This window comes from Desulfosarcina alkanivorans (assembly GCF_009688945.1).
GTDB classification, from domain to species: Bacteria; Desulfobacterota; Desulfobacteria; order Desulfobacterales; family Desulfosarcinaceae; genus Desulfosarcina; species Desulfosarcina alkanivorans.
In genome coordinates, this window is the sequence record NZ_AP021874.1 from 4387781 (window position 1) to 4409128 (window position 21348).

The window sequence follows — 21348 nt, forward strand, 5'->3', positions numbered from 1 at the left end:
CCGTATGACCGTATCCCCCGAGCCCCACCTGTGGGGCCCGGGGAAACGGATCATCCTGGCGCCATCAAGCGCCGACCAGCTTGGCCATGATGCTCGGGACGATCTTCCAGAAGCATATCGCCGCCACCACCAGGCAATAGGCGGGGACCACGATCTTCCACAACTTCTCCGGGAACACCCGTGTCATATAAGGCGCCGCGATGGCGGAAAACATGGTGGCGATCATAAAAGACGGCAGCAGCAGGTAGTCGATCTGCACCCCGCTGGTGAGCAGGGCCAGCCAGACAATGATCGAAAAGCCGCTGACCGTTCCCTCGCAGATGGCCGTCACCGCCAGCATGCTCTTGACCGGGACCCCGGCAATCAGGCCGCCGATGGTGACCACCGGCCCGTAGCCGCCGCCTCCCACGCCTTTGTTGAAACCGGCCAGGGCGGCAAACCCGATCATTTTGCCGGGCTTGTAGGGTTTGTCTTTGCGCCCCTGAAAAAGAGAAACGCCGCCCATCATGACCAGCAGAACAGCCACGTAGAGCTTGATCCAGACCTTGTCGACATGGAGGATCTTGTATACGCCGATGATGGAGACCGAAACGGCGATACAGCCCACCACGCCGATGATAAACCACAGCTTGACCGTCTCGGACATGGGCTTGAACTTCCATTCCACATTTTCGAACTCCCGGTGCAAAAAGGCCCCCACCAGTCCGGCGACGCCCTGCTGGATCATGACCACCGGTACGATCTGCTTGGGGTCGAAGCCGAGCACCAGCAGAATCGGGGTCAGGGCGGTACCGAAGCCCATGCCGGCCGACGCGTCCATGAACTCGAAAAAGGCGGCCAGCAGCACCACGCTCCAGACGATGTGCCAGGAGTTGCCCTGAAGCCCGTGGGCCACCGAGTAGGGAGACTGAATTCTCACCGTGGGTTCAAAGGGATTGCCCGCCAGCCAGCACCCCAGCAGAAAAACGAGGAAAAAAACGAAAATGCCCCCCATTGCGGCCTTCATATGGCGCCACTCGGGAATCATACGCTCCAAAATGGTTTTCTTCTTGCCTTCCAGGTCCCTGGCGACCTCCCACCCTGCCACTTTCTCACTGGTTGAGTTTCCCATCTGTACCTCCTTCTTCTTCTTGCGATGAATGGTGAATCGTTAACGCAACGTCGATGTTTCTCGATACGGGGTTTGACGCTTCTCTTTGGCCGTGTTGTGAATACGCACGGTTCGATTGAGAAGAGTCTTTGAAGCCGTTTACTACAAGGGGCATGCCAGGACGAAAAAAGACGAAGTAAGATCATAAACTATTGATATAATTTATTTTATAGTCACATCACGAAACAGTTAACCGCGCAGACTCATCGTATGAACACTACCAGGTGACAATTTGCTTCAGGGGTGTCTTTCCTCTGGAGACAGGAAAAAGAGGGATTATGAATCAGTTCTCACGGCACAACGATCGGAGGGCGTGGTGCGGTTCACTGTAAACCGGGCTGTCCAGGTGCTCGGAGAATAAAGAAGAGAAAAAGTTGAACCCGTCCTTCCGGGGGGCCTCCGGTTGGACGGGTTCGCGAGGAGGATGACAGAATCATGTGAGGGTCTGCATCCGGGAACGTTGGGTTACACGCTGTCTATCGGTGATCGCTGGACACCGAAACCGGATGGGGGCCTCCGGCCATGTCCATCGACGGCACCGGTTCCAGAGCCGCCTGCTTCCGGCGAAAAAGAATCCATTTCCCCATGGCGATCACGCCAACGGTAAAAAAGGCCATCACCGCATATTCGACCGCCTTGGGCGGGTGCAGCCAGTTGTGCACCACTGCATCGGTGATCATCATCTCACCGCCCACCTTCCCCAGGATACCGGAACCGATGTACAGGATGATCGGATACCGGTCCATGAGTTTGGCGAGAATCGAACTCATGAACACCACAAAGGGAATACTCAGCATCAGGCCGAACATGAGCAGGAAAAAATTGCCGTGGGACGCACCGCCGACGGCCAGCATGTTGTCGATCCCCATGCTCATGTCCGCCACGATGATAATCCACACCGCCTGCCACAGGTTTCCCGCCTCCCTGACATTTTCGTCTTCCGCGCCCTCCACCAGCAATTTCACCGCAATCCAGAGGATCACGGCCCCGCCCAGCAGTTTAATGAACGAAATCATAAGCAGTTTGGCGACAAAGAATGTACAGACCACCCGGACGAGAACCGCGCCGCCCGCACCGGCAGCGATTCCCCAGGTCCGCTGGCGGCCGGTGAGTTTTTTTACCGCCATGGCGATGACCACCGCATTGTCGCCGGCCAGCACCAGGTCGATGATCACGATACTGATCAACGCCGAAAAAAACTGTGCATTCAGGTGAATTTCACCGAGGAAACCTAAATTCATTGCATACCCCCTATATTGATTATTCTTGTTTCGAAGCCGTTTACCGTGTTCAATAGCAACGGGCATGCCTGGTTCGCCCCACCCCTTTAATTTTTTTTAAAAAAAATAAATTCAAACAGTTAAAGCCTCGATGCATCCACCGCACCCAATTCATGGGCGTGCACTGTCATCCCGGTGATGACGTTGCTGAAACAACCAGTTGACAACGAAAGATGCCGGAAAAAAGGAAAGGAGGACGGGAGACGCATACGGGGAAAGCAGAGATTATGGATGCCGGGCCATGTCTGCGGCGATGGAACGAAAAACCGCCAGGGACTCAACGTCCCTTTCATCGCCGGACGGGATGTCGTCCGCATCGGCCGATGTCTTGGCGATAACCACCCGATAACGGGGGTGGACGTAGATGAACTGGCCGCAGATCCCGATGGCGCAGTAGTCTCCGTCAGGCGGTTCCGGCAGCCGCCACTGGTACCCAAATGCCGGGCGGCTTGAGGAATTCGGGTTGTCGGCGCCGGGCAGGAGATGGGGGCGGCCTGGCGTCACGGCGTCTTGGATCCACCGGGCCGACAGGATCTGCTGACCCCTGAACGTCTTGCCCTGGTTGAGAAAAAAAAGCCCGAAGCGGGCATAATCCCGAAGCTGCGCATGGAACCCGCAGAAAACCAACTCCATGCCATCGCCGTCGACGATCCAGAAGGCGTCCGATTCCATCCCTAAGCGGGACCACAGCTTCTCCTCCATGTAGGTTGACAGGCTGCGGCCGGTGGCCTCGCGAAGCACCATAGCCAGCACCTGGGCGTCCATGCTGACCCGGCGGTGAAACGTGCCCGGGGGGCGCTCATTTTCAAGCGACACCACGACATCATCGATGGCCTTGCCCAGGGCAACGCGCCGAGCCAGGCGATTGATATCCGAATGCCAGTCGGCATCGTCTTCATTGAATCCGATCCCCGAGGACATCTGCAGCACCTCCCGCAGGGTCACGCCGTTATAGCCGGACGCCCCCAGCCGGGGGACATAATCATTGACCGGATCGGCCAGGCTGCGGATCAATCCCTCTTCCATGGCGAAACCCACCAGGGCCGAGACGATGGATTGGCCAACAGACCAGGAAGCCCAGCGGGTGGATGCATGGTTTCCCAGATAGTAGCGTTCGAAGGCGATTTTGCCGTCATGGATGATGATGATGCCGCTGGTGGCCGTCCGTTCGATCCATTGGGCCAGGTCATGGTCCTGTCCCTGGTACGGATAGGACGCGGGAAGACGTTTGCTTTCATAGGGGATCCGATAAACCGGTCCCCTGCGGCGAACCGTACGATAATCGAGGACCCGGGTCATGTTCCGAAAGTTTTCAACGATGCCCGCCGGTTCGAAAAGGGTGAGAACGAATTGAAGGCGGATCAGGTCTTTTTTGAAGAATTGGGCTGCCCCCAACGAAACCAGCAGGAATATCCCGATTCCAAACCCAAGTTTACGCCAGATGGTTTTTGGGGAAAACGGCACGGCCTGTCCTGACCCGAATGGAAACACGACGACGGGAGCTATTGTTTTCTCAAGAGCCTTTGTTCCAAGTATAGTGAAACCAAAACGGTTGCAACCAGTTGCCCGGTGAGCGGCTGAAACACAAGGAGTCTTCAAATCCCCCTGGGGGCCAAGGAATGGTCCGGGGAGGAAAGCCGCGCGACAATCCGCGATCAATGCCCGGGCTGAGGATCGCGGCAGTGTTTCGCGTGGACTGAATCCATCGACGCATCAATGAGACGGTGTCCAATAAAATCCGTTAAGCGTCGACCTTTGCGGACAACGCCCGGTCCACCGCTTTGGCCGCATGGATTCTGGCCGTATCGAATAAAGGCACTGCCGTATCCGACCCATCGATCAACAGGCCGATTTCAGTGCATCCCAGGATCACGCCCTCGGCACCCCGTTGCCTGAGTTGGTCCACGATCTTCAGGTAGGCCGCTTTCGACTCCGGCGCGACCTTTCCCAGGCACAATTCATTGTAGATGATATCGTGCACCTGCCGACGGTCGGCGGCGTCCGGCACGATCACATCCAGCCCGTACCGGTCGGCCAGCCGCCCCTTGTAAAACGCCTGCTCCATGGTAAAGGCCGTGCCCAGCAACCCGATGGTTTTCATGGTCTCCCGCCTTTAGAAGAATCTCAGGGCGTTCTGGAACCCGGAACGCCGGATAACCCGAAGCGTAACGGATGTCATCCCATATGGCAATCCGAAAAAGCGTTGGCCCGCCCCTGGACATTTGGATGGCGGGACCGGCAAGGCCCCCCTGCCATGGGTGCGCCTCACCGGTCCTCTGACGTGGACCGATGGAGATCGCCCCGGAGTTCTCATAAAACCACTGTTTTGCTTGACAATCCCTTCAATTTATTGTTTTTAAGGGAAAAAGGGGCAAAATATGATTATGGTACAAGCCGCTGGTTTCAGTGACATCGGAAAAGTTCGCAAGGCCAACGAGGATTGCTTCCTCCTGAATGAGCCCAACGGTTTGTACGTCGTGGCAGACGGCATGGGGGGGCATCGCGCGGGTGGGATCGCCAGTCGCATCGCCGTAAAAACCATCGACGCCTGCATGACAGTCCAGTCCCGGGATTCATCCGGTGAAGACGAAACCCGCCCCCCTGAAGAGCAGAGTTCAGCCGCCAAACGATTGCTTCAAGGCATTTTTGCCGCTAATCAAAAAATCTACGAGCAATCCATTGCGGATAAATCCTGCCGGGGAATGGGCACTACCGTTTCCGCGCTCTACCTCACCGACAATTCCATTATTACCGCCAATGTGGGCGACAGCCCCATTTACCTGATGCGAAACGGGGAAGTGGAAAACCTTTATACGCCGCACACCCTTCTCCATGAGCGGAAAAAAATACCCAAATCTTTAGAAGGCCGGTTTTCGAGCGGAAAGCTGTCGCATATTCTCACCCGCGCCGTTGGTATCCGCTCGGATGTGCGACCGAATATCGTCGAGACCCCAATCTTCAAGGACGACATCATCGTCCTTTGCAGCGACGGCCTCAGTGGAAAAGTTTCCAAAGAAGAAATTCGGGACCTGGTTTATCAGAATGATTCGGAGGCCGCCTGCAGAAAACTGACGGATATGGCCAACCAAAGAGGCGGAGAGGACAACATAACCGTTATTGTGGTTAGAATCGTTTCTGCTAATGGGGGGGCGGATAAGAGCTGGTTCGGACGGATTTTAGGCATTCCCGAATGGATTGGATCACTTTTCGGTGGTAAATAGCGATTTTGAGCGAGTCCCTCCCAAAAAGGCGGCCAAATGATCAGATTGCTTGTCAAGTTCAAGGACAGAACGATCAAAGAGTTCGCCCTCGATCGTATCGACCGGCTTTCCATCGGCAGGAACCCCACCCACCACCTGGTCATCGACAACTATGCGGTTTCAGGAAACCATGCCGCCATCCTCAAACAAGGCAACCGCTACGTTCTCAAGGACACCAACAGTAAGAACGGCACCTTCCTGAACGGACTGACCGTCCAACAGGCCACGCTTAAAAACGGGGATATCATCACCATCGGCAAGCATACGCTGGTGTTCCTGGACCGCGGGAGACCACGGCCAAGGCTCGAACAGGGCGGACTTAAAACCTCCGCCTTGCCGGGCGATCCGGGTCCGGACCATACCATGTTCATGGATACCGAAATCTACCGCCGGATGCTTGCCGAAAGTGGCGATATTCCCGAACTTCCCAAAGCAAGGTCCTATGTGGCCTTCCTGGCAGGCGGAAACGGAAGGTTCGACCTGGTCAAAAGTCTGGTGACCATCGGCAGGACCCACCGGTGCGATATCGTCATCGGCGGCCTGTTTTCCTTTCTGGCAGGAGATCCGGCCGCAGCGATCAGCAAAACCCCTCAACACCACTACATCAGCGGCGTCAGCGGATGGATCAAACCGAAAGTCAACGGACAGACCGTCCGTGGACCGGTCCGCCTGAAAGACATGGACGTTATCAAGATCGGTGCGGTGGTCCTCCAATACGCCTCAGAAGGCCAGGCGTCTCCCTAGCGGAAACGCGACGGGATATCAGGATGAAACGGATGTGGGCACCATGAAAAAATGGATCATCGTTGTCGTGTTTTCTGCGCTTTGCACACTACTGGTCTCCCTGGTGGAGGTTGACGTCAATCTGGAGCGGCAGATCATCTATATTGACGGCGCGGAGCCGGTCCTTGCCGATCGTGTCAGCGAGTCCGACCAGTTCGTTTTTTACGAAACCGACGGAAAATCAGGCATGTTCATGAAGGCTGACGTCACCTCCGTCGGGTCGGTTCAGGTCACCAAAAAAACCGCTTTATTGACGATCCTCGACCAGACCAGACAGCAGATCATGGCAGATCTGGGATTCAACACGAAAATAATCCGTGCCACCGACCCCCGGCTGATTGTTTTTCTGGTGATCCTGGCGGTGGCATCAGGGTTCCTGAAGCTGATCCTGATGCTTGCCGCCAGCGCAAAAAAAATGGCACCCCAGCCTTCATCCGACGACGCCTTGCCATCTGCGGCGGACCAACCCCGCAAGTTCATCGAGGAGGGCAAGGAGAGCTCTGATCTGCGGGACATCGCCATGTTTTTCCTCGAATTATACAAACTCCAGAACGGATTGAAAAAGGATGCCGCGGCCCGTTTTTCCATGACCCCCGCCTCGGCGACGAGCAAGATGAAGGTTTTCGAATTGGGCGTCAAGGGAAACAACGACTGGCTTACCCGCCGTATGTCCGTCGGTCCGCTGGGGGAAGACACCGGCAGCAAGAGCAAATGCTTTTACGTGATCTACGACACCCACATGGTGGTTAAAATACCGCCGGTACCGGTCACGGATATGGTTAAATATGTGCGGGACATTCGACGGGAGGTGCAGATCGCCGCCCACCTGTCACCGGTCGCATGCATCGTCCCCATGGTATCCGTGGTGCTCAAGAAGGTTAAAAAGCTGCCCTATGAGTCGAGCCTCACCCAGGAACAACTGGAAAAACAGTACATCCGGCTGGTTGAAGAAAAACCCGAATATCAGGAATACCTGAAAATCGGAAACCGCTTTGCCTTTTTCATGGAGCTGACCAACAATTTCTTTTTGGCTCGCGTCATCGATGAATTACACGCGTCCAAGAATAAAACCGGTGATGAAATCCGTGAGGTGCCGGACGTGGCCTGGGACCAGGAGGCTTTCACCACCCGATACGGGTTGGCCTCCCTGCCGGTTTTTGAGGGCCTTCAGACACTTTATCGCAATTGTGAAGCCGAAGCCGGCCGCATCATCAAGGCATCGCGCCAAGGGGTGAAGGTTCACCCCTTTCAAATCAAAAACTGGTTTCTCACCTGTATTGCCGGCGAAAAAATTGACCGCAACGAAAAAGGAATCGGAGAGGCATTGATCGCACAGATCGAAGCGGGCTTTTCCGATGTTTTCAAGGCCAACCAGAATAATGTTGACGGTCTGGTCCAGTTGTTGAGAGCGCATCTGGAAACCAAAACCTTCATGAAAAGCCGTCAACAGATCGAAAACATCGCATCCAACACGCTTCAGCTGCTCTGCCGGCTGAGAGAAAAACGAATCGCCCTGAGGGACCTGAAGCCGGACAATTTATTTTTGGATGCAGATCCTGACAACTATCCTGTGTTTTTACAAAACGCCGCTGATTTTTCCATCGGTGTCATCGATGTGGAAACGGCCATTTCCCTGATTCCCACACGGGACGGCAGCATTTCACAACCGCTGCTCGGAGGAACCCCCCTTTACGCCACACCGCTTCATCTTTTGAAAAACAGGTCCATCGAATCACACTTCGGACCGCTCACCGAAGCCCTCTATCTTGAGGACTGGTTCGCCACCATCGCGATCATTTTCAAGGCCATTACCGGCAGGAACCTGTTTCCGCGAGCGGCCCGCTCTTTTCCGGGAATATTGAAAATCCTCAAGTCAAGCCCTTCCCGATCGGACCCTGACAGAGCAACCGTCAAGGCCATGAGCCAAAAATTCTGGTCCGCCGCAGCCACTGACATGAAAACCCATCTGTCCTCATTTTCCAATGTATTGAATCAGCTGACCCTGTCGGTTCCCGAGGCCATGGCACCCGCTATCCGGGCAGAGCTGAAAAGGGAAAATGAATGCATCCAGCTGGCGATTCGCAAGCATGTGGCGTTGTCGCCACTTTTCAAAAGTGAGAAAAACAGGGAATTTTTGCTGGCGGCGTCCAGCGACACCCTCATCAAGCAGGTAAACCGGTGGAAAAACCCTGCCCACCTTCCGGAGCAGCACCGTCAGGTGGCCCCCAAGATGGTCGCCTTCCTGAACAATCTATACCGGTTAAAAGAAGGTGGGTCAGAAAAGCGCAGGGCGATCTCCGCTTTTGCCGACCCGCCCCACCACGTTACCGCCTACTCGCTTCTGGAAGCCATGTTCCAGATCGTCTTCCAGGGCATGTACAAATCCCGTTGGAAGGCGATACCGAAATCGGCCGGTGAGTCAGCCCGGCAGGCAGCGGTAAAAGAAGACCGTTCCATGGTCACAACGATTTTAAACGGCAGCTGACCCGACGCCCCTTCACGAGGGGGATCCAGACGACCGGTCATGCATGCGTCAATCCGTTCCGATGGCCGTCAAAAATGCCTTGATTTGCCGAATCTGAGTCCCGGCACGATTGCGCCTCGTGGTGATCGGGCCGCCATGGTCCGCCGCAGGTCACTCTCGCTGGAACCGCCCCCTGGAACCTACCTTGACGAGGCGTTGATCCATTCCGAGATGGCGGCCTTGTCCTTGATCCCGTCCTCGGTGACCAGAACGTCCACATGTCTGAGATCCACGGTATCGTGGGAATGGGTGGTGAGCTTGAAAGAGACGTCTCCATGGGTCTGGGACGCCACTTTCCGATGAATCCGCTGCTGGGACGAGGGCCGGTGGGAAAACTTGAGCGTATTGGCAAACAGGTACACCGGCAGGCGGTTCAGGTGGCACAGGCTGACGATGTTGGCCGAACCCACGGCCGACACCACCCGCATATCCTCGGTGATGGACAGCGCCCCCATGAACATCTTGTTTCCCTGCTCGACGTAGTGGCCCAGGCTGTATTCGGGAATGACCTCCATGTCGATGCCGGCTGTCTCCAGGAATTTGATCAGCTGACGGGTTTTCAACGGATCCTGTTTGAGCACGATCACCTTGAAGGGCTTGTGCAGCACCTGGCTGGCCAGCTTGAGCATATTTTTGACGTCGTATCCGATGGTATGGACAATGATCACATCCCCTTCGCTGATGCAGGTCAGGCCGTATTCGATCAACCGGCCGATTTTGGTTTTTATCTTTCGGTGCTTGGCTTCAAGAATCCGGATCGCCCTCTCCTTGATCTCTTCGATGGTCCCATCGGGCGAGTCGCCGATCTCATTTTCAAACTCCTCGATCAGGTGAATCAGCGGGATCACTTTGGGCTCCGTATTTTTTATGGCTCCGGAAAGTTCCGAATACAGTTGGCGGACCTCCCCGACGCCGCACCGCACCTGCTTGATGGACTCGATGAAGGCCGTCAGGGCCATCATCGTCACCCGTGAGGAGCCCACGGTGTCCTCGTGGTCACGGATCAGACTGCACAATATTTCTCTGTCTTCCTTTTTCATAACGATATCCACAGATATAGCATTAAGTAGCCCGATGCGATCACCAGGGTGATCAGGGTGATGACCACACTCTTTTTGGCAAAATCGAGAAAGGAAATCTCCTGTCCCAACTTTTTCGCCACGCCGATCGATACGATATTGGCCGATGCCCCGATCATGGTCAGGTTGCCGCCCAGGCAGGCCCCCAGGGAAAGCGCCCACCACAGGATGTTGTTGGGGATGGGATTGTTTTCCAGCATCAGCTTCACGATGGGGATCATGGTGATGGTAAAGGGAATGTTGTCCAGGAACCCGGAAACGATGCCGGACACCCACAGCACCGTCAGCACGATCACGTAGGGGTTGTCCCCCACGCGCATGAAAATGTGGTGGGCGATCCATTCGATCACACCCTGTTCCTCCAGCACCCCCACCAGGATGAACAGGCCGGTGAAAAACAGAAGGGTGCTCCACTCGATCTCTTCGAGCATCTCTTCAACGTCAATGCGGGTAATGACGAAAAGGATCATGGCCACCAGCATGGCCACCACGCCCGGGGACAGACCGGTAATGGTCTGGGTGACAAACAGGAGGATGGCCAGACCTAAACAGACCAGCCCTTTGGTCAGGAAAATCTTGTCGATTCTGGTATCCAGAAAATTATAGCGGATCTTTTCGAGCAGCAGCTGCACCGAAAACAGTTTGGCCAGGTTGGTGTCGATGGGCTTGAATTTATCCCGGTTGGTGGCCCACAGATAGGCGAGCGCGGCCGCGAGGCAGACGATCACCGGCAGGGTGAGATTGACCATGAACTGGTTGAAGGTCAGCCCGACCTTGGAGCCGATGATGATGTTGGGCGGATCACCGATCAGGGTCGCCGTCCCGCCGATATTGGAGATGATCGCCTGGCTGATCACGTACATCCTGGGATCCAGCCCCATACCGGCGGTCAGTTCGATGATGATGGGGATGATGATCAGCACCGTGGTCACATTGTCGAGGAAAGCGGACAGGACGGCCGTGACAATGGAAAAAAGGATCAGGATCTTCAGCGGGCTCCCCTGGGTCAGTTCCGCGATCCTGACAGAGACGATCGAAAAAAAACCGGATTTCCTCAGTATGGCCACAATGGACATCATGCCCAGCAAAAGCATGATGGTCTCGAAATCAATAAACTCAACGGCGGTGTGTTCACTCACCACGTGCAGCACGATCAGGATCATGACGCCCAGCAGCGCGGCGACGGCCTTGTTGACCAGTTCAAAGGTCAAGGCCACATAGACCACCAGGAAAACAACAATCGGAATCAGAGGCCCTTCCATCTGTTATCCTTTTCACGAAATGGATGATGATACGGTTGACGTATATGCCGTTACGGGTAGCCCCCCGTCGAGCGGGCTTGAACCGTGATTGCGCCGTCACGCACCCGGGAAAAGCACTCCCTTAATTCACTCCCGGACCAATGTCAAACAGGTAAATGGTTTTTATGGCCATGTAAAAACATGAATGATACCAAGTTGATAAAGGATCCAAAGTGGGTGAATCAAGTTCACCGCCACGGATGGTGTCAATCCCGCCACAGTGGTTGGCAACGGGGATGGAGGAATGGACAAGATGGAAGCAGCCGTTCAGAAACGGCCATGACAAACAGCCGCGCCGGTGATGGCATCACCGGCGCGGCTGTTTGTCATGATATGGACACCCGGCCTGAAGCCGGCAAGTGTTAGCTTTTAACGGTCTTTCTTGCGGCTGGTTTTTTTACCACGACACCTTTGCCACCAACCACCATGCCGATCACGGCGCCCAGGGCCGCGTCGACGCTTAATGTTTTCGTGTTGATCACCAGTTCATAGTTGCGCGGATCGGCAACATCGGCATTAAAGGACTGGCGGATGAAAGCGGATCGACGGCTTTCCCGGTTGATCACCCGCCGTTTGGCTTCTTCCCGGGTAACACCGAATTCCTTGGCCACGTTCCTTACCCGGCTGTCCAGTGGGGCAATCACCCGAATACTTAACCGCTCTTCCGGCGGAATCAGAAAGTTGGCCCCACGACCGACAATGATCGCATTGCCGTGGCTGGCAATCGCGGCGACCACTTTCATCAGATGATCCAGGTAAACTCCCGGCCACAAATAACGATCGTCCACCAGGGATGAAATGAAATCCTTAATCCCGGACAGCCGCACTTTCTCCATGGTTTCGATGATGGCACTGCTGATGTGGGCGCTTTCGGCAATTTCCTTGACGATGTCCCGGTCGAACAGGTCGATATTGAGCCGCCGGGCCAGTCCCCGGGCAATAATCCGCCCGCCACTGCCCGGTTCCGACGAAACGGTGATCACCGGTATATGCGTCTGGGTCTTCTTCTTCCATTTCTCGATCTGGTCCTTGATAAATGTTTCGATGGAGGGGTTGTTTTCCATGTTTTCCGTCTCTTTGCTCCCGGCGTGTCTTTCCAGAGCGGCTTATGGGTTGATCACATCAATAACGAAACCGGATTCTTAAAGAAAAGAGGGGGCCTGTGTCAAGCCTCCTCAAACCGACAGGACAATGCCGCGTTCCATGGCTATGAAATCGCATCCTGTTCAGCTTGCATGCCCTGCATGTACCTTTCCAGGAACCGCTGGTTGTCGTTTTCGGTTATAACCTGGGGCAATCGTTGAATGGCCTGATCGAAGGCCATGTCCGCCAGTTCAATCTTGAGTTTGTCTTTGGCCTGAAGAATACGGGTTTCCATTTTCTTCTGGGTTTCTTCGATCATGAGGGTGCCCTGCTGCCGGGCCTGGTCCACAATCTGTTTCTTTCTGATCTCCCCCTGGGCAACCAGCCGCGCTTTCATTTCTTTAAATCGACGCCTGTTCTTTGCGGATTGAACCTCGGCGGCGCTGATCTCCCCGAGGACACGATCTTTTTCCGCCTCCAGCTTTTTCATTTCCGAGACCACATCTTTTTTTTGTTGCTTGAGGAATGTCTTGATCGGGTCGCGGGCATACTTGAAAATTATCGCTGCAAGAATGATGAAATTGACCCACATCATCGCCATGTCATATGTGGGCCGCCAATCGGCGCTGGATGCCACGGCTGACCCCGGCACCATCACCAGGAGGCAGGCAAAGACGGTCAGCGTGTTGTTTTTGCTGAAGTATTCAGTCCTTTTCATGATTGCAGCCTCCGACGCAACACCTTTTCCATGATAGCGATGGTAACCGCATCCACCTCTCCGGCCAACTGCGTTCTGGCGTCTTTGAGCTGGGCATTGATTTTTTCCTGGGTTTCATTGCGCAGCTGTACAATTTGCGACCGGGCCGCAGCGATGAGTTCGGAAGCGCGCTGGTCCGCCTCTTCATCTAACTGATGGACAGAGGTATCGGCTTCCTTAAGCACTTGTGAGCGCTGTTCGTCCAGATCCTTGTTCAGGCTCACAAGATCCGATTTCGCCCTGTCGATTTCTTCGTGTATGGTGGCAAGGTATTCTTTGCGCTGATCCATCGTACTGATCAGCGGACGAATCATGACCCGGTTGAGGATAAACAAAAACACCAGGAATGATATCAACTGGACAAAAAAAGTTTCATTAATGCTGATCAGTGCAGTCGCGCTGATGATCTCCATGGCACATCACTCCGTCAAATTCAAAGAAAGACGCCCTGCTTGGCAGAAACGCCCTGTCCGGGGAACGGTCGGGATGCCGTGACGATGCGTCTAGACCACAAACAGCAACAGCAGGGCAACCACAAGCGAATAAATGCCCGTCGACTCGGAAACCGCCTGCCCGACCAACATGGTTCGCGTCAGCAGGCCGGCTTCCTTGGGATTCCGTCCGATGGCTTCACAGGCTTTTGCTGCGGCCATGCCTTCGCCGACGCCCGGCCCGATGGCACCAAGGCCCATGGAGATGCCTGCTCCCAGAAACGCTGCCGCTTTGATCAAATCTGCGCCTTCAATTGCCATTTTATTCCTCCTGTTAAGTTACTTTTCGATCGGATACCGATCCAAAACCACTCCGCTAAACCACAAAAATCAGAACCAATGAAATCACCATCGCATAGATGGCGGTGGATTCGGCGACAGCCATACCCACCAGCATGGTACGGGTCAGGGTTCCGATCTCTTTTTCGTTGCGGGCAATCCACTTGACCCCGCCGCTGGAGGCGATGCCCTCCCCGATTCCCGGACCGATCCCGCCGATGCCCATGCACAACCCGGAACCCAGCAGGGCCATGGCCGGGGCGATGGTCTCCGTTGCACCAAACTCCTTGAAAATCAAAATGAACGCGACCAGAAGCCCCAGGATGGCGGGGGTCTGGGCAATCGCCTGCCCCAGGAGCATGATGTTGGTGACGGGCGACACCGATGTCGGCTGGCGGGCAATGCCTTCGGAACTGGCCCCGGCCACAATTCCACCGCCGATACCGGAACCGATGGCACTCAGTCCGGAGGCCAGGCCAGCACCCAGAATGGCGCCCCATGCGGGCCAGAGGGGATGGGTCGCGAAATCGGAAAAAATCAGGATAAAGGAGATGACCAATGCGAAAATCGAAGGGGTCTGGCACACGGCGGACCCGATGAGCATGTTGGTGGTCAGTTTCGCGCTCATCGAAGGCTGCCTGACCAATCCGGTACAGGCGGCACCCGCTGGAAACCCGGCCCCGACACCCGAGCCGATGGCACCAAAACCCATGGCCAGACCGGCCGCAAAAACAGCGGCAACGGTAACATAGGAACCCGCCGGAATGTTCGAAAACAGCAGAATCATGGCCACAACCAGGGAAAAAATGGAAGCGGATTCCGCAATGGCCTGGCCGACGAGCATGGATTTAAACACATCGCCTGCCAGGGCGGGATTTCGTGATACGGCAGCATTGGCCTGAGCGGCCGTATACCCTTCACCAATGGCGGCGCCGATGGCACCGAATCCGATAGAGAGCCCGCCACCCGTATAGGCCGCCAGCTTGACCCACGTCTGAATGTCTTGTTCCATGGATTACTTTGCCTGTACAGAGATGTAAACTACGGTTAACATGGTAAAAACAAAAGCCTGAATCGCTCCGACAAAAAGACCGAAAAATGCATTCAGAAACGGCGGCAGCAAGATGCTGTATGTCAGGTAGGAAACCACGAGGATGATGATGGAGCCGCCCATGATATTGCCGAACAGACGAAACGAGATCGACACGATTTTTGCCAGTTCCCCGATCAGGTTCAATGGCATCATGATGAAAAAGGGTTCGAAATACTCACTGATATAGGCTTTGAACCCCTTGGTTTTAATGCCGACATAATGGGCAATAAAAAACCCCATGACACCCAGGCTCAGCGGGGTGTTCAAATCTTTGGTCGGTTCTTCCAGATGGGGAATGATGCCGATCCAGTTACACAGCACCAGAAACATGAACAGGGCGCAGACCAGCGGTGCGTAGGTTTTGGCCATTTCCCGCCCCAGTGCGTCTTCGGTCAGGTCGTAAAGCTTGGACACGAACAGTTCCCCCATCACCTGCAGGGAACCGGGAACCATGCCTCTTTTTCGGGCGCTCAGGACGCCGAACAGCAGGATCAGCAGCATCACGATCCAGGTGAAGATGATGGCGTCCAGGTTGAACACCATGTTGTGGCCAAACAGAGGAATGATGAGTTGGTGAACTTTGCCTAATTCTTCCATCGATTATGCCTTTATTTCACTTTCTCCATGAAAACAGAAAATGACGTGAAAGATGATCGGCCAGAATAACTGTCTGCACCATAAACAGGCCGGTAACCGTAGCCACCAGGTCGAATCTGGGGAATTTTATTGCCAGGAACAGGGGAACGGCCATGAATGTATATCTGAAAAGGATATTGCCCAGCGCGGAAAGGGAGGCTTTGGAACGGTCGTGATTGAGCTTCAGATGAAGGGTTTGCGCCATCAACACGAAATTGATCGTGCTGAAAAGAGCACCCAGAACCAATCCCCGGCAAACGGCCTTTTGGCCGAAGATCAAAAACACCAGGCCGATGCCGATGGCCAGGGCCATGGCCTTGGTGCCATAGCTTTTTTGAAGTTCACGAACGGGTGGTGCGGTGGTCATCGGGATCTTCCTCTGGTTTGGGATCCGTCACCTCAAGAATCTGTCTGTAGCAGACGTTGGCGCCACCGGCGATGCCGAGGAGGATGAAAATCGTGGTGAATACCCCCCGAAATCCCAGCCACTTATCCAAGTAATACCCCACAAAGAAACAAAATACGATGCAGCCGGCCATGGTCAGCCCCAGCTGCATGACAATGGTCAGGTTTTCTGCCCAGTCCCTGTTTTTTTTGTAGTTGAACAAACAGCGTTTCCGTTTTGATTCATCCGTCTTCTTTTTTCATCCGCCAATGTTTTACGGGGCGGACAGGATCGTGCAAGAATGCATCAGCCACTGAGGAAAAAAGGGCCTGCCGGCGGCGGCGCACGATGGGACGACATTTGATACGCCGCAGGTATTTTGTATACGACAACAACTTTTAGAATAGCGGCAGAAATAACAAATACCATTCAGCGTTGTCAAGCCGCTTGATGGGCGTCCACCGTCGTGCAAAGGTATCGGAAAAGATCAAGTTGCGCCGTTCAGCGCCTTTTTTCAAGGTCGGGCGTCTCGCTTACTTTTTTTCATTGGCGGCCATATTTATTGTTTCGCTCCCGGGGATCTTGCAGTTGTATTCTGTCCGGGTTCGTCATACCATGGCGGATCCAATCAGCATGAGGAACCGTTCTAAGGATCGGAAACGCCATGGAAAGTCAGATCACCATTTTGGGTTCGGGAACCTGTGTGCCTTCGCTGGTGCGCAACCCATGTTCGTTGTTGATGCAGACCGGTGGGAAAAATCTGCTTTTCGACTGCGGGCCGGGGACCATGCGGCGCCTGCTCGAAGTCGGCGTCTCCATTTTCGAGATCTCCCATCTCTTTCTCAGCCATTTCCACCCGGATCACAGCGGAGAACTGGCATCCTTTCTCTTTGCCTTGAAGTATCCGTCCCCGCCTTCGCGGCAGCAGCCGCTGACCATCGTGGCCGGGCAGGGATTCCTTTCGTTTTTCGAAAGACTGAAAACGGTGTACGGCGATTGGATAGTACTGCCGGACGACCTTTTCACGGTGATCGAGCTGGACACCCAAAAAGCCGATAACCACGCGTTTTCAGGCTTTACGGCAACTTCCATGCCTGTTTCCCACCGGCCCGAAAGCCTGGCGTATCGCATTGTCGACACCAATGGCAAAACGCTGGTCTATTCCGGCGACACCGATGTTTGTGCGGGCTTGACCGCCATCGCCGCCGATGCGGACGTGATGGTCTGCGAATCGGCCTTTCCCGATGGCCAGAAAGTCGACGGCCACCTGACCCCTTCGCTGGCCGGAAGCGTTGCCGAGGCCGCCGGGGTCAAGCAGCTGGTGCTGACCCATTTTTATCCGGCATGCGATAATGCCGATATTGAAAATCAATGCCGAAGCGCCTATAGTGGTTTGGTTGTACTGGCCCGGGACATGATGACCTTTACCCTGTGAGCGGTGGACATGCGATACTATCCGGTAAATCTTGATATTCGAAACCGACCCTGCCTGGTGGTCGGCGGCGGGCGGGTCGGCGCCCGCAAAGTGGCGACCTTGATCCAATGCGGCGCCGTGGTGACGGTGGTCAGCCCCCGGGTAACGACTGCGGTGAAGCAACTGGCCGAAGACGAGGCCATCGTCCTCGAACAGCGCCCCTATCGATCTTCGGATGGGGAGGGCATGTTTCTGGTCATCGGCGCAACCGATGACGAAACGCTGAACCGCCAGATCAATGCTGACGCCGAAGGCCGGCACCAGCTGTGCAACATCGCCGATCGGCCGGAAATCTGCAATTTCATCCTCCCGGCCATTGTCCGGCGCGGCGACTTTGTGATGGCCGTTTCCACTGCCGGCAAAAGTCCCGCCTTTGCCAAACATATCCGCAAATGTCTCGAGGCCCAATTCGGTCCCGAATATGGCGAACTGCTGGACCTGATGGGTGCCATCCGTTCCAGGCTGCTGGCCGAGGCCCATGAACCGGAAGCACATAAACCTCTTTTCGAGCAACTCATTTCAGAAAACCTGCTTGATCTGGTCAAAGATAAAAAGACCGATTCAATTGACCGCTTGCTGGAAAAGGTGCTGGGCCCGGGCTACCGATATGACAGCCTGATGCCATCCGAACCACAGCCCGGGGAGTAAAATGGAGCCTGTTTTCATCATCGCGACCATCACCTACATGGTCAGCTGTGCCTGCTATTTCGGCTTTCTTTTTTTCCAGAAAACAACCCTTCAACGTGCGGCGGCCGGCCTGATGATGGCCGGGTTCGCCCTGCACACGGTTTCACTGGTGGCCTGCGGCATCCGGGCGGGCAATTTCCCGGTCAACAACCTCCACGAAACCCTGTCGGTCACGGCCTGGGCCATCGCGGCCGTGTTCCTGTCCTTGTTTTTCAAATACAAACTGAAGATACTGGGCATTTATGCCGCCCCGTTGATCACGCTCACCATGATTGCGGCCTATCAGATGCCCAAACCGGTGGCCCAGAACCCCCAGCTGTTCAAGAGCTGGTGGCTGGCCGCCCATATCATCACGATTTTTTTGGGAAATGCCGCCTTTGCCCTGGCCTGTGGCCTGGGCATATTGTACCTGCTCCAGGAAAAGGGGATTAAAAGAAAGACCCGGGGCTTTTTTTTCAGCCGCCTGCCGTCACTGGACCTGCTGGACACCACCGGATACGCCTGCATTGTTGTCGGTTTTTCCATGATTTCTATTGGCCTGATTACCGGCGTGATTTATGCCAAGGCAATCTGGGGGCGGTTCTGGGGATGGGACCCCAAGGAAGTGTGGTCCGCCATCACCTGGCTGCTATACGCGGCCCTGCTGCATGCACGACTGACCATCGGATGGCGGGGGAAACGGGCGGCCATCATAGCCATCATCGGATTCGTGGTGCTGCTCTTCACCTTTTTTGGCGTTAATTTTTTACTCGAGGGCCACCACGGCACCTTTACGGCCATGTAGGCGGATGAAAGGATAAACCACGGGGCCTCCCGGCAGTCATTGCAAGCTGCCGCGAGCTGACAGTGGTAATGAACTATGCGCGATATTGTACTGCTTGGGCTGAATCACAAAACCGCCTCCGTAGATGTTCGGGAGTGCATCGCCTTTACGGCGGAAGAAACCGATCGGGCACTGATGATGCTTCGGGAAAACCCGGCCATCGGCGAATCCGTCCTTTTCTCCACCTGCAACCGGATCGAGCTGCTCATGGCGGTCGACGACCGCAGGGCCGCCGTCGCCATTGCCAAACAATTCATTGCCGAGTTCAAAAAAATTCCCCTCTCCCGGTTTGAAAGTTCACTCTACCTGTATGAGGGGGACGACGCGGTGCGACACGCCTTTCAGGTTGCCGCCAGCCTGGATTCCATGGTGGTCGGCGAGCCCCAGATTCTAGGCCAGATGAAAGAAGCCTATCGCAAGGCCACGTTGGAAAGCACCTCCGGGACGATCCTCAACAAACTGCTCCACCGCACCTTTTTCGTGGCCAAAAAAGTACGCACGGAAACGGGTATCGGTGACCACGCGGTGAGCATCAGCTATGCCGCCATCGAACTGGGGAAAAAGATCTTCGGCGATCTTGAAGGCAAACGGGTCATGCTGATCGGGGCCGGGGAAATGGCCGAGCTGGCCGTGGACCATCTGATCCGCAACCGGGCCGGCACCATTACCGTGGCCAACCGCACCTTTGCACGGGGTGTTGAACTGGCCGACCGTTTCCGTGGAAAGGCGATTAACTTCGAGGAAATTATCGACGGCATCAAAGACGTGGACATCGTCATCAGTTCCACCGGCGCCACTGAATACGTGCTGCACAAAAATCAGATCAAAGACGCCATGAAAAGCCGCCGCAACCGCAGTCTCTTTTTCATCGATATCGCCGTGCCCCGGGACATCGATCCGGGCATCAACCGGATCAGCAACGCCTATGTTTACGACATTGACGACCTGAAGGGCATCGTGGATGAAAATGTCGAAGACCGAAACCGGGAGGCCGTTAAAGCCCGGCGCATCATCGATGAAGCCGTAATTGGCTTTCGCAGGTGGTACGACACCCTGGAGGTGGTGCCGACGATCGTCTCATTGCGCGGCAAAGTGGAAGCCATGGCCAGACAGGAACTGGAAAAGACCCTCGGATCGCTGAGCCATCTCTCCGACACCGACAAGCGCGCCATCGAGCGCATGACAAGCGCCCTGGTGAATAAAATCCTCCACGGGCCCACCGATTTTTTGAAAAAGGACGGCTGCCATGGCAATAAATCGGCGTCCCTGGACCTGACACGAAAACTTTTCAACCTCGAGGAAAATCAATGAAAAAAATAGCATTCCTGTTTCCCGGACAGGGCTCTCAATCAGTGGGTATGGGGCAGGACCTGTTCGACGAATACGACTTTGTCAGGGAAATCTTCGACGCAGCCGACGATATTGCCGGCGCCCATATTTCCCGATTCTGCTTCAACGGTCCCATGGAAACCCTGACGCAAACCGTCAACCTCCAGCCGGCGATTACGGCCGTCAACCTGGCCTGCCTGGCAGCCATCCAAAACGCCGGCATCAATTGCAGTTTTTCTGCCGGTCACAGCCTTGGAGAATTCAGTGCGCTGGCCTCCGCCGGTGTGGTTTCCATGGCGGACACCCTCGCCCTGGTATTCAAACGGGGCGAATTGATGCACCGGGAGTCGCTGAAACACAAGGGCGCCATGAGCGCCGTCATTGGATTGGATATCGCGGCGGTGGACGCCCTGGTGGAAACCGGACGGCAGACGGGCGTGGTTGCCGTGGCCAATCACAATTCCGAACAGCAGATTGTCATTACCGGCAGCCCGGAAGCGGTGGCGGCCGTCTCGGAAGCGGCACAGGCACAAGGTGCCCGGGCGATTCCACTGAAGGTCAGCGGGGCCTGGCACAGCGATCTGATAAGAGGGGCCGAAAAGGAATTCATCGATTTTCTGGAGACCTTTCAGTTCCGATCACCGGAAAACAGGGTTATCCACAACGTTACGGCTGACCGGTGCGATGACGGAAAAGAAATCCAACGGCTGATGGCGCTGCAGTTGTGCAGTCCGGTGAAATGGTACGACACCGTTCGTCGTCTGATGGCTGAAGAAGTGGCGGTTTTCGTGGAAGTCGGCCCGAAAAAGGTGTTGGCCGGCCTGCTCAAAAAAATAATTCCGACGGATTACGACCACCGCATATTCAATGTCAACAACATGAAAACGTTGGAAGCCGTGGCCTCAGAACTGTCCTGACGGCCCCCACAACCGGC

22 protein-coding genes are annotated in these 21348 nt (G+C 55.2%); 8 read left to right on the forward strand and 14 right to left on the reverse strand.

Translation table 11 applies throughout. The annotated features are described in order from the left end of the window. Positions 1–64: 64 nt before the first annotated feature. The 4 genes from DSCA_RS19165 to DSCA_RS19180 all read right to left on the reverse strand — a co-directional run bounded on the left by DSCA_RS19165 (position 65) and on the right by DSCA_RS19180 (position 4531). Positions 65–1111 carry a sulfite exporter TauE/SafE family protein gene (locus tag DSCA_RS19165; protein ID WP_155317953.1) on the reverse strand — a complete coding sequence of 349 codons (1047 nt, stop codon included), beginning with the start codon at positions 1109–1111 and terminating at the stop codon, positions 65–67. A gap of 515 nt (positions 1112–1626) precedes the next feature. Further along, a complete protein-coding gene (locus DSCA_RS19170) occupies positions 1627–2391 on the reverse strand; it encodes a TerC family protein (RefSeq protein WP_155317954.1) in 765 nt (254 codons plus the stop codon). 264 nt (positions 2392–2655) lie between these two features. Next, positions 2656–3894, reverse strand: coding sequence for a serine hydrolase domain-containing protein (locus DSCA_RS19175; protein ID WP_155317955.1), 1239 nt, complete (start codon positions 3892–3894; stop codon positions 2656–2658). Between the two features lie 277 nt (positions 3895–4171). Further along, positions 4172–4531 carry an aspartate/glutamate racemase family protein gene (locus DSCA_RS19180; protein ID WP_155317956.1) on the reverse strand — a complete coding sequence of 120 codons (360 nt, stop codon included), beginning with the start codon at positions 4529–4531 and terminating at the stop codon, positions 4172–4174. 277 nt (positions 4532–4808) lie between these two features. Between DSCA_RS19180 and DSCA_RS19185 the strand changes: the two genes are divergently transcribed. From DSCA_RS19185 to DSCA_RS19195, 3 genes are read left to right on the forward strand one after another with little or no spacing between them, the layout of a single operon-like run. Beyond that, positions 4809–5651 carry a PP2C family protein-serine/threonine phosphatase gene (locus DSCA_RS19185; RefSeq protein WP_155317957.1) on the forward strand — a complete coding sequence of 281 codons (843 nt, stop codon included), beginning with the start codon at positions 4809–4811 and terminating at the stop codon, positions 5649–5651. Between the two features lie 36 nt (positions 5652–5687). Continuing rightward, positions 5688–6434, forward strand: coding sequence for an FHA domain-containing protein (locus DSCA_RS19190; RefSeq protein ID WP_155317958.1), 747 nt, complete (start codon positions 5688–5690; stop codon positions 6432–6434). 43 nt (positions 6435–6477) lie between these two features. Next, positions 6478–8958 carry a protein kinase family protein gene (locus tag DSCA_RS19195; RefSeq protein WP_155317959.1) on the forward strand — a complete coding sequence of 827 codons (2481 nt, stop codon included), beginning with the start codon at positions 6478–6480 and terminating at the stop codon, positions 8956–8958. Positions 8959–9137: 179 nt separating this feature from the next. Here the strand turns inward: DSCA_RS19195 and DSCA_RS19200 are convergent, their stop codons facing one another. From DSCA_RS19200 to DSCA_RS19245, 10 genes are all read right to left on the reverse strand, one after another. Continuing rightward, on the reverse strand, positions 9138–10037 hold the full coding sequence (locus DSCA_RS19200; protein WP_155317960.1) for an eIF2B alpha/beta/delta subunit family protein: 900 nt from the start codon (positions 10035–10037) through the stop codon (positions 9138–9140). Next, complete coding sequence (locus tag DSCA_RS19205) at positions 10034–11338, reverse strand: ArsB/NhaD family transporter (protein ID WP_155317961.1); 1305 nt, start codon at positions 11336–11338, stop codon at positions 10034–10036. Before DSCA_RS19205 ends, DSCA_RS19200 begins: the two co-directional genes overlap by 4 nt. Before the next feature lie 401 nt (positions 11339–11739). After that, positions 11740–12441: a cytidylate kinase-like family protein gene (locus tag DSCA_RS19210; RefSeq protein WP_155317962.1), complete on the reverse strand. Its 702-nt coding sequence runs from the start codon at positions 12439–12441 to the stop codon at positions 11740–11742. 143 nt (positions 12442–12584) lie between these two features. Further along, positions 12585–13178, reverse strand: coding sequence for an ATP synthase F0 subunit B (locus DSCA_RS19215; protein ID WP_155317963.1), 594 nt, complete (start codon positions 13176–13178; stop codon positions 12585–12587). Continuing rightward, on the reverse strand, positions 13175–13630 hold the full coding sequence (locus DSCA_RS19220; RefSeq protein ID WP_155317964.1) for an ATP synthase F0 subunit B: 456 nt from the start codon (positions 13628–13630) through the stop codon (positions 13175–13177). Before DSCA_RS19220 ends, DSCA_RS19215 begins: the two co-directional genes overlap by 4 nt. Positions 13631–13720: 90 nt before the next feature. Then, a complete protein-coding gene (gene atpE, locus DSCA_RS19225) occupies positions 13721–13969 on the reverse strand; it encodes an ATP synthase F0 subunit C (RefSeq protein ID WP_155317965.1) in 249 nt (82 codons plus the stop codon). A 55-nt stretch (positions 13970–14024) separates the two neighbouring features. Continuing rightward, positions 14025–14999, reverse strand: coding sequence for an ATP synthase F0 subunit C (locus tag DSCA_RS19230; protein WP_155317966.1), 975 nt, complete (start codon positions 14997–14999; stop codon positions 14025–14027). Positions 15000–15002: 3 nt separating this feature from the next. Then, positions 15003–15677: a F0F1 ATP synthase subunit A gene (atpB, locus tag DSCA_RS19235; RefSeq protein ID WP_155317967.1), complete on the reverse strand. Its 675-nt coding sequence runs from the start codon at positions 15675–15677 to the stop codon at positions 15003–15005. Positions 15678–15693: 16 nt separating this feature from the next. After that, positions 15694–16083 carry an ATP synthase subunit I gene (locus DSCA_RS19240; RefSeq protein ID WP_155317968.1) on the reverse strand — a complete coding sequence of 130 codons (390 nt, stop codon included), beginning with the start codon at positions 16081–16083 and terminating at the stop codon, positions 15694–15696. Next, on the reverse strand, positions 16058–16324 hold the full coding sequence (locus DSCA_RS19245; protein ID WP_231716218.1) for an AtpZ/AtpI family protein: 267 nt from the start codon (positions 16322–16324) through the stop codon (positions 16058–16060). The genes DSCA_RS19240 and DSCA_RS19245 overlap by 26 nt, the downstream gene beginning before the upstream one ends. A 441-nt stretch (positions 16325–16765) precedes the next feature. On the opposite strand from DSCA_RS19245, the gene DSCA_RS19250 reads away from it, so the two are divergent. The 5 genes from DSCA_RS19250 to fabD all read left to right on the forward strand — a co-directional run bounded on the left by DSCA_RS19250 (position 16766) and on the right by fabD (position 21331). After that, positions 16766–17536, forward strand: coding sequence for an MBL fold metallo-hydrolase (locus DSCA_RS19250; RefSeq protein WP_155317969.1), 771 nt, complete (start codon positions 16766–16768; stop codon positions 17534–17536). A gap of 9 nt (positions 17537–17545) precedes the next feature. Beyond that, positions 17546–18223 (forward strand): precorrin-2 dehydrogenase/sirohydrochlorin ferrochelatase family protein, encoded by a 678-nt coding sequence (locus DSCA_RS19255; RefSeq protein ID WP_155317970.1) that lies wholly within the window; start codon positions 17546–17548, stop codon positions 18221–18223. A 1-nt stretch (position 18224) separates the two neighbouring features. Continuing rightward, positions 18225–19046: a c-type cytochrome biogenesis protein CcsB gene (gene ccsB / locus DSCA_RS19260; protein WP_155317971.1), complete on the forward strand. Its 822-nt coding sequence runs from the start codon at positions 18225–18227 to the stop codon at positions 19044–19046. A gap of 75 nt (positions 19047–19121) precedes the next feature. After that, complete coding sequence (gene hemA / locus DSCA_RS19265; protein WP_155317972.1) at positions 19122–20396, forward strand: glutamyl-tRNA reductase; 1275 nt, start codon at positions 19122–19124, stop codon at positions 20394–20396. Beyond that, the gene (fabD, locus tag DSCA_RS19270; protein ID WP_155317973.1) at positions 20393–21331 is read left to right on the forward strand and encodes an ACP S-malonyltransferase; all 939 of its coding nucleotides are present in this window, start codon (positions 20393–20395) and stop codon (positions 21329–21331) included. Before hemA ends, fabD begins: the two co-directional genes overlap by 4 nt. The last annotated feature ends 17 nt before the right edge of the window (positions 21332–21348 follow it).

Coding starts and splice junctions, on each gene's coding strand:
- ccsB (WP_155317971.1), top strand. CDS start 18,225: ATGGAGCCTGTTTTCATCATCGCGACCATCACCTACATGGTCAGCTGT.
- DSCA_RS19170 (WP_155317954.1), bottom strand. CDS start 2,391: ATGAATTTAGGTTTCCTCGGTGAAATTCACCTGAATGCACAGTTTTTT.
- DSCA_RS19215 (WP_155317963.1), bottom strand. CDS start 13,178: ATGAAAAGGACTGAATACTTCAGCAAAAACAACACGCTGACCGTCTTT.
- hemA (WP_155317972.1), top strand. CDS start 19,122: ATGCGCGATATTGTACTGCTTGGGCTGAATCACAAAACCGCCTCCGTA.
- DSCA_RS19230 (WP_155317966.1), bottom strand. CDS start 14,999: ATGGAACAAGACATTCAGACGTGGGTCAAGCTGGCGGCCTATACGGGT.
- DSCA_RS19180 (WP_155317956.1), bottom strand. CDS start 4,531: ATGAAAACCATCGGGTTGCTGGGCACGGCCTTTACCATGGAGCAGGCG.
- DSCA_RS19220 (WP_155317964.1), bottom strand. CDS start 13,630: ATGGAGATCATCAGCGCGACTGCACTGATCAGCATTAATGAAACTTTT.
- DSCA_RS19250 (WP_155317969.1), top strand. CDS start 16,766: ATGGAAAGTCAGATCACCATTTTGGGTTCGGGAACCTGTGTGCCTTCG.
- fabD (WP_155317973.1), top strand. CDS start 20,393: ATGAAAAAAATAGCATTCCTGTTTCCCGGACAGGGCTCTCAATCAGTG.
- DSCA_RS19210 (WP_155317962.1), bottom strand. CDS start 12,441: ATGGAAAACAACCCCTCCATCGAAACATTTATCAAGGACCAGATCGAG.
- DSCA_RS19190 (WP_155317958.1), top strand. CDS start 5,688: ATGATCAGATTGCTTGTCAAGTTCAAGGACAGAACGATCAAAGAGTTC.
- atpE (WP_155317965.1), bottom strand. CDS start 13,969: ATGGCAATTGAAGGCGCAGATTTGATCAAAGCGGCAGCGTTTCTGGGA.
- DSCA_RS19200 (WP_155317960.1), bottom strand. CDS start 10,037: ATGAAAAAGGAAGACAGAGAAATATTGTGCAGTCTGATCCGTGACCAC.
- DSCA_RS19255 (WP_155317970.1), top strand. CDS start 17,546: ATGCGATACTATCCGGTAAATCTTGATATTCGAAACCGACCCTGCCTG.
- DSCA_RS19195 (WP_155317959.1), top strand. CDS start 6,478: ATGAAAAAATGGATCATCGTTGTCGTGTTTTCTGCGCTTTGCACACTA.
- DSCA_RS19185 (WP_155317957.1), top strand. CDS start 4,809: ATGATTATGGTACAAGCCGCTGGTTTCAGTGACATCGGAAAAGTTCGC.
- atpB (WP_155317967.1), bottom strand. CDS start 15,677: ATGGAAGAATTAGGCAAAGTTCACCAACTCATCATTCCTCTGTTTGGC.
- DSCA_RS19205 (WP_155317961.1), bottom strand. CDS start 11,338: ATGGAAGGGCCTCTGATTCCGATTGTTGTTTTCCTGGTGGTCTATGTG.
- DSCA_RS19165 (WP_155317953.1), bottom strand. CDS start 1,111: ATGGGAAACTCAACCAGTGAGAAAGTGGCAGGGTGGGAGGTCGCCAGG.
- DSCA_RS19240 (WP_155317968.1), bottom strand. CDS start 16,083: ATGACCACCGCACCACCCGTTCGTGAACTTCAAAAAAGCTATGGCACC.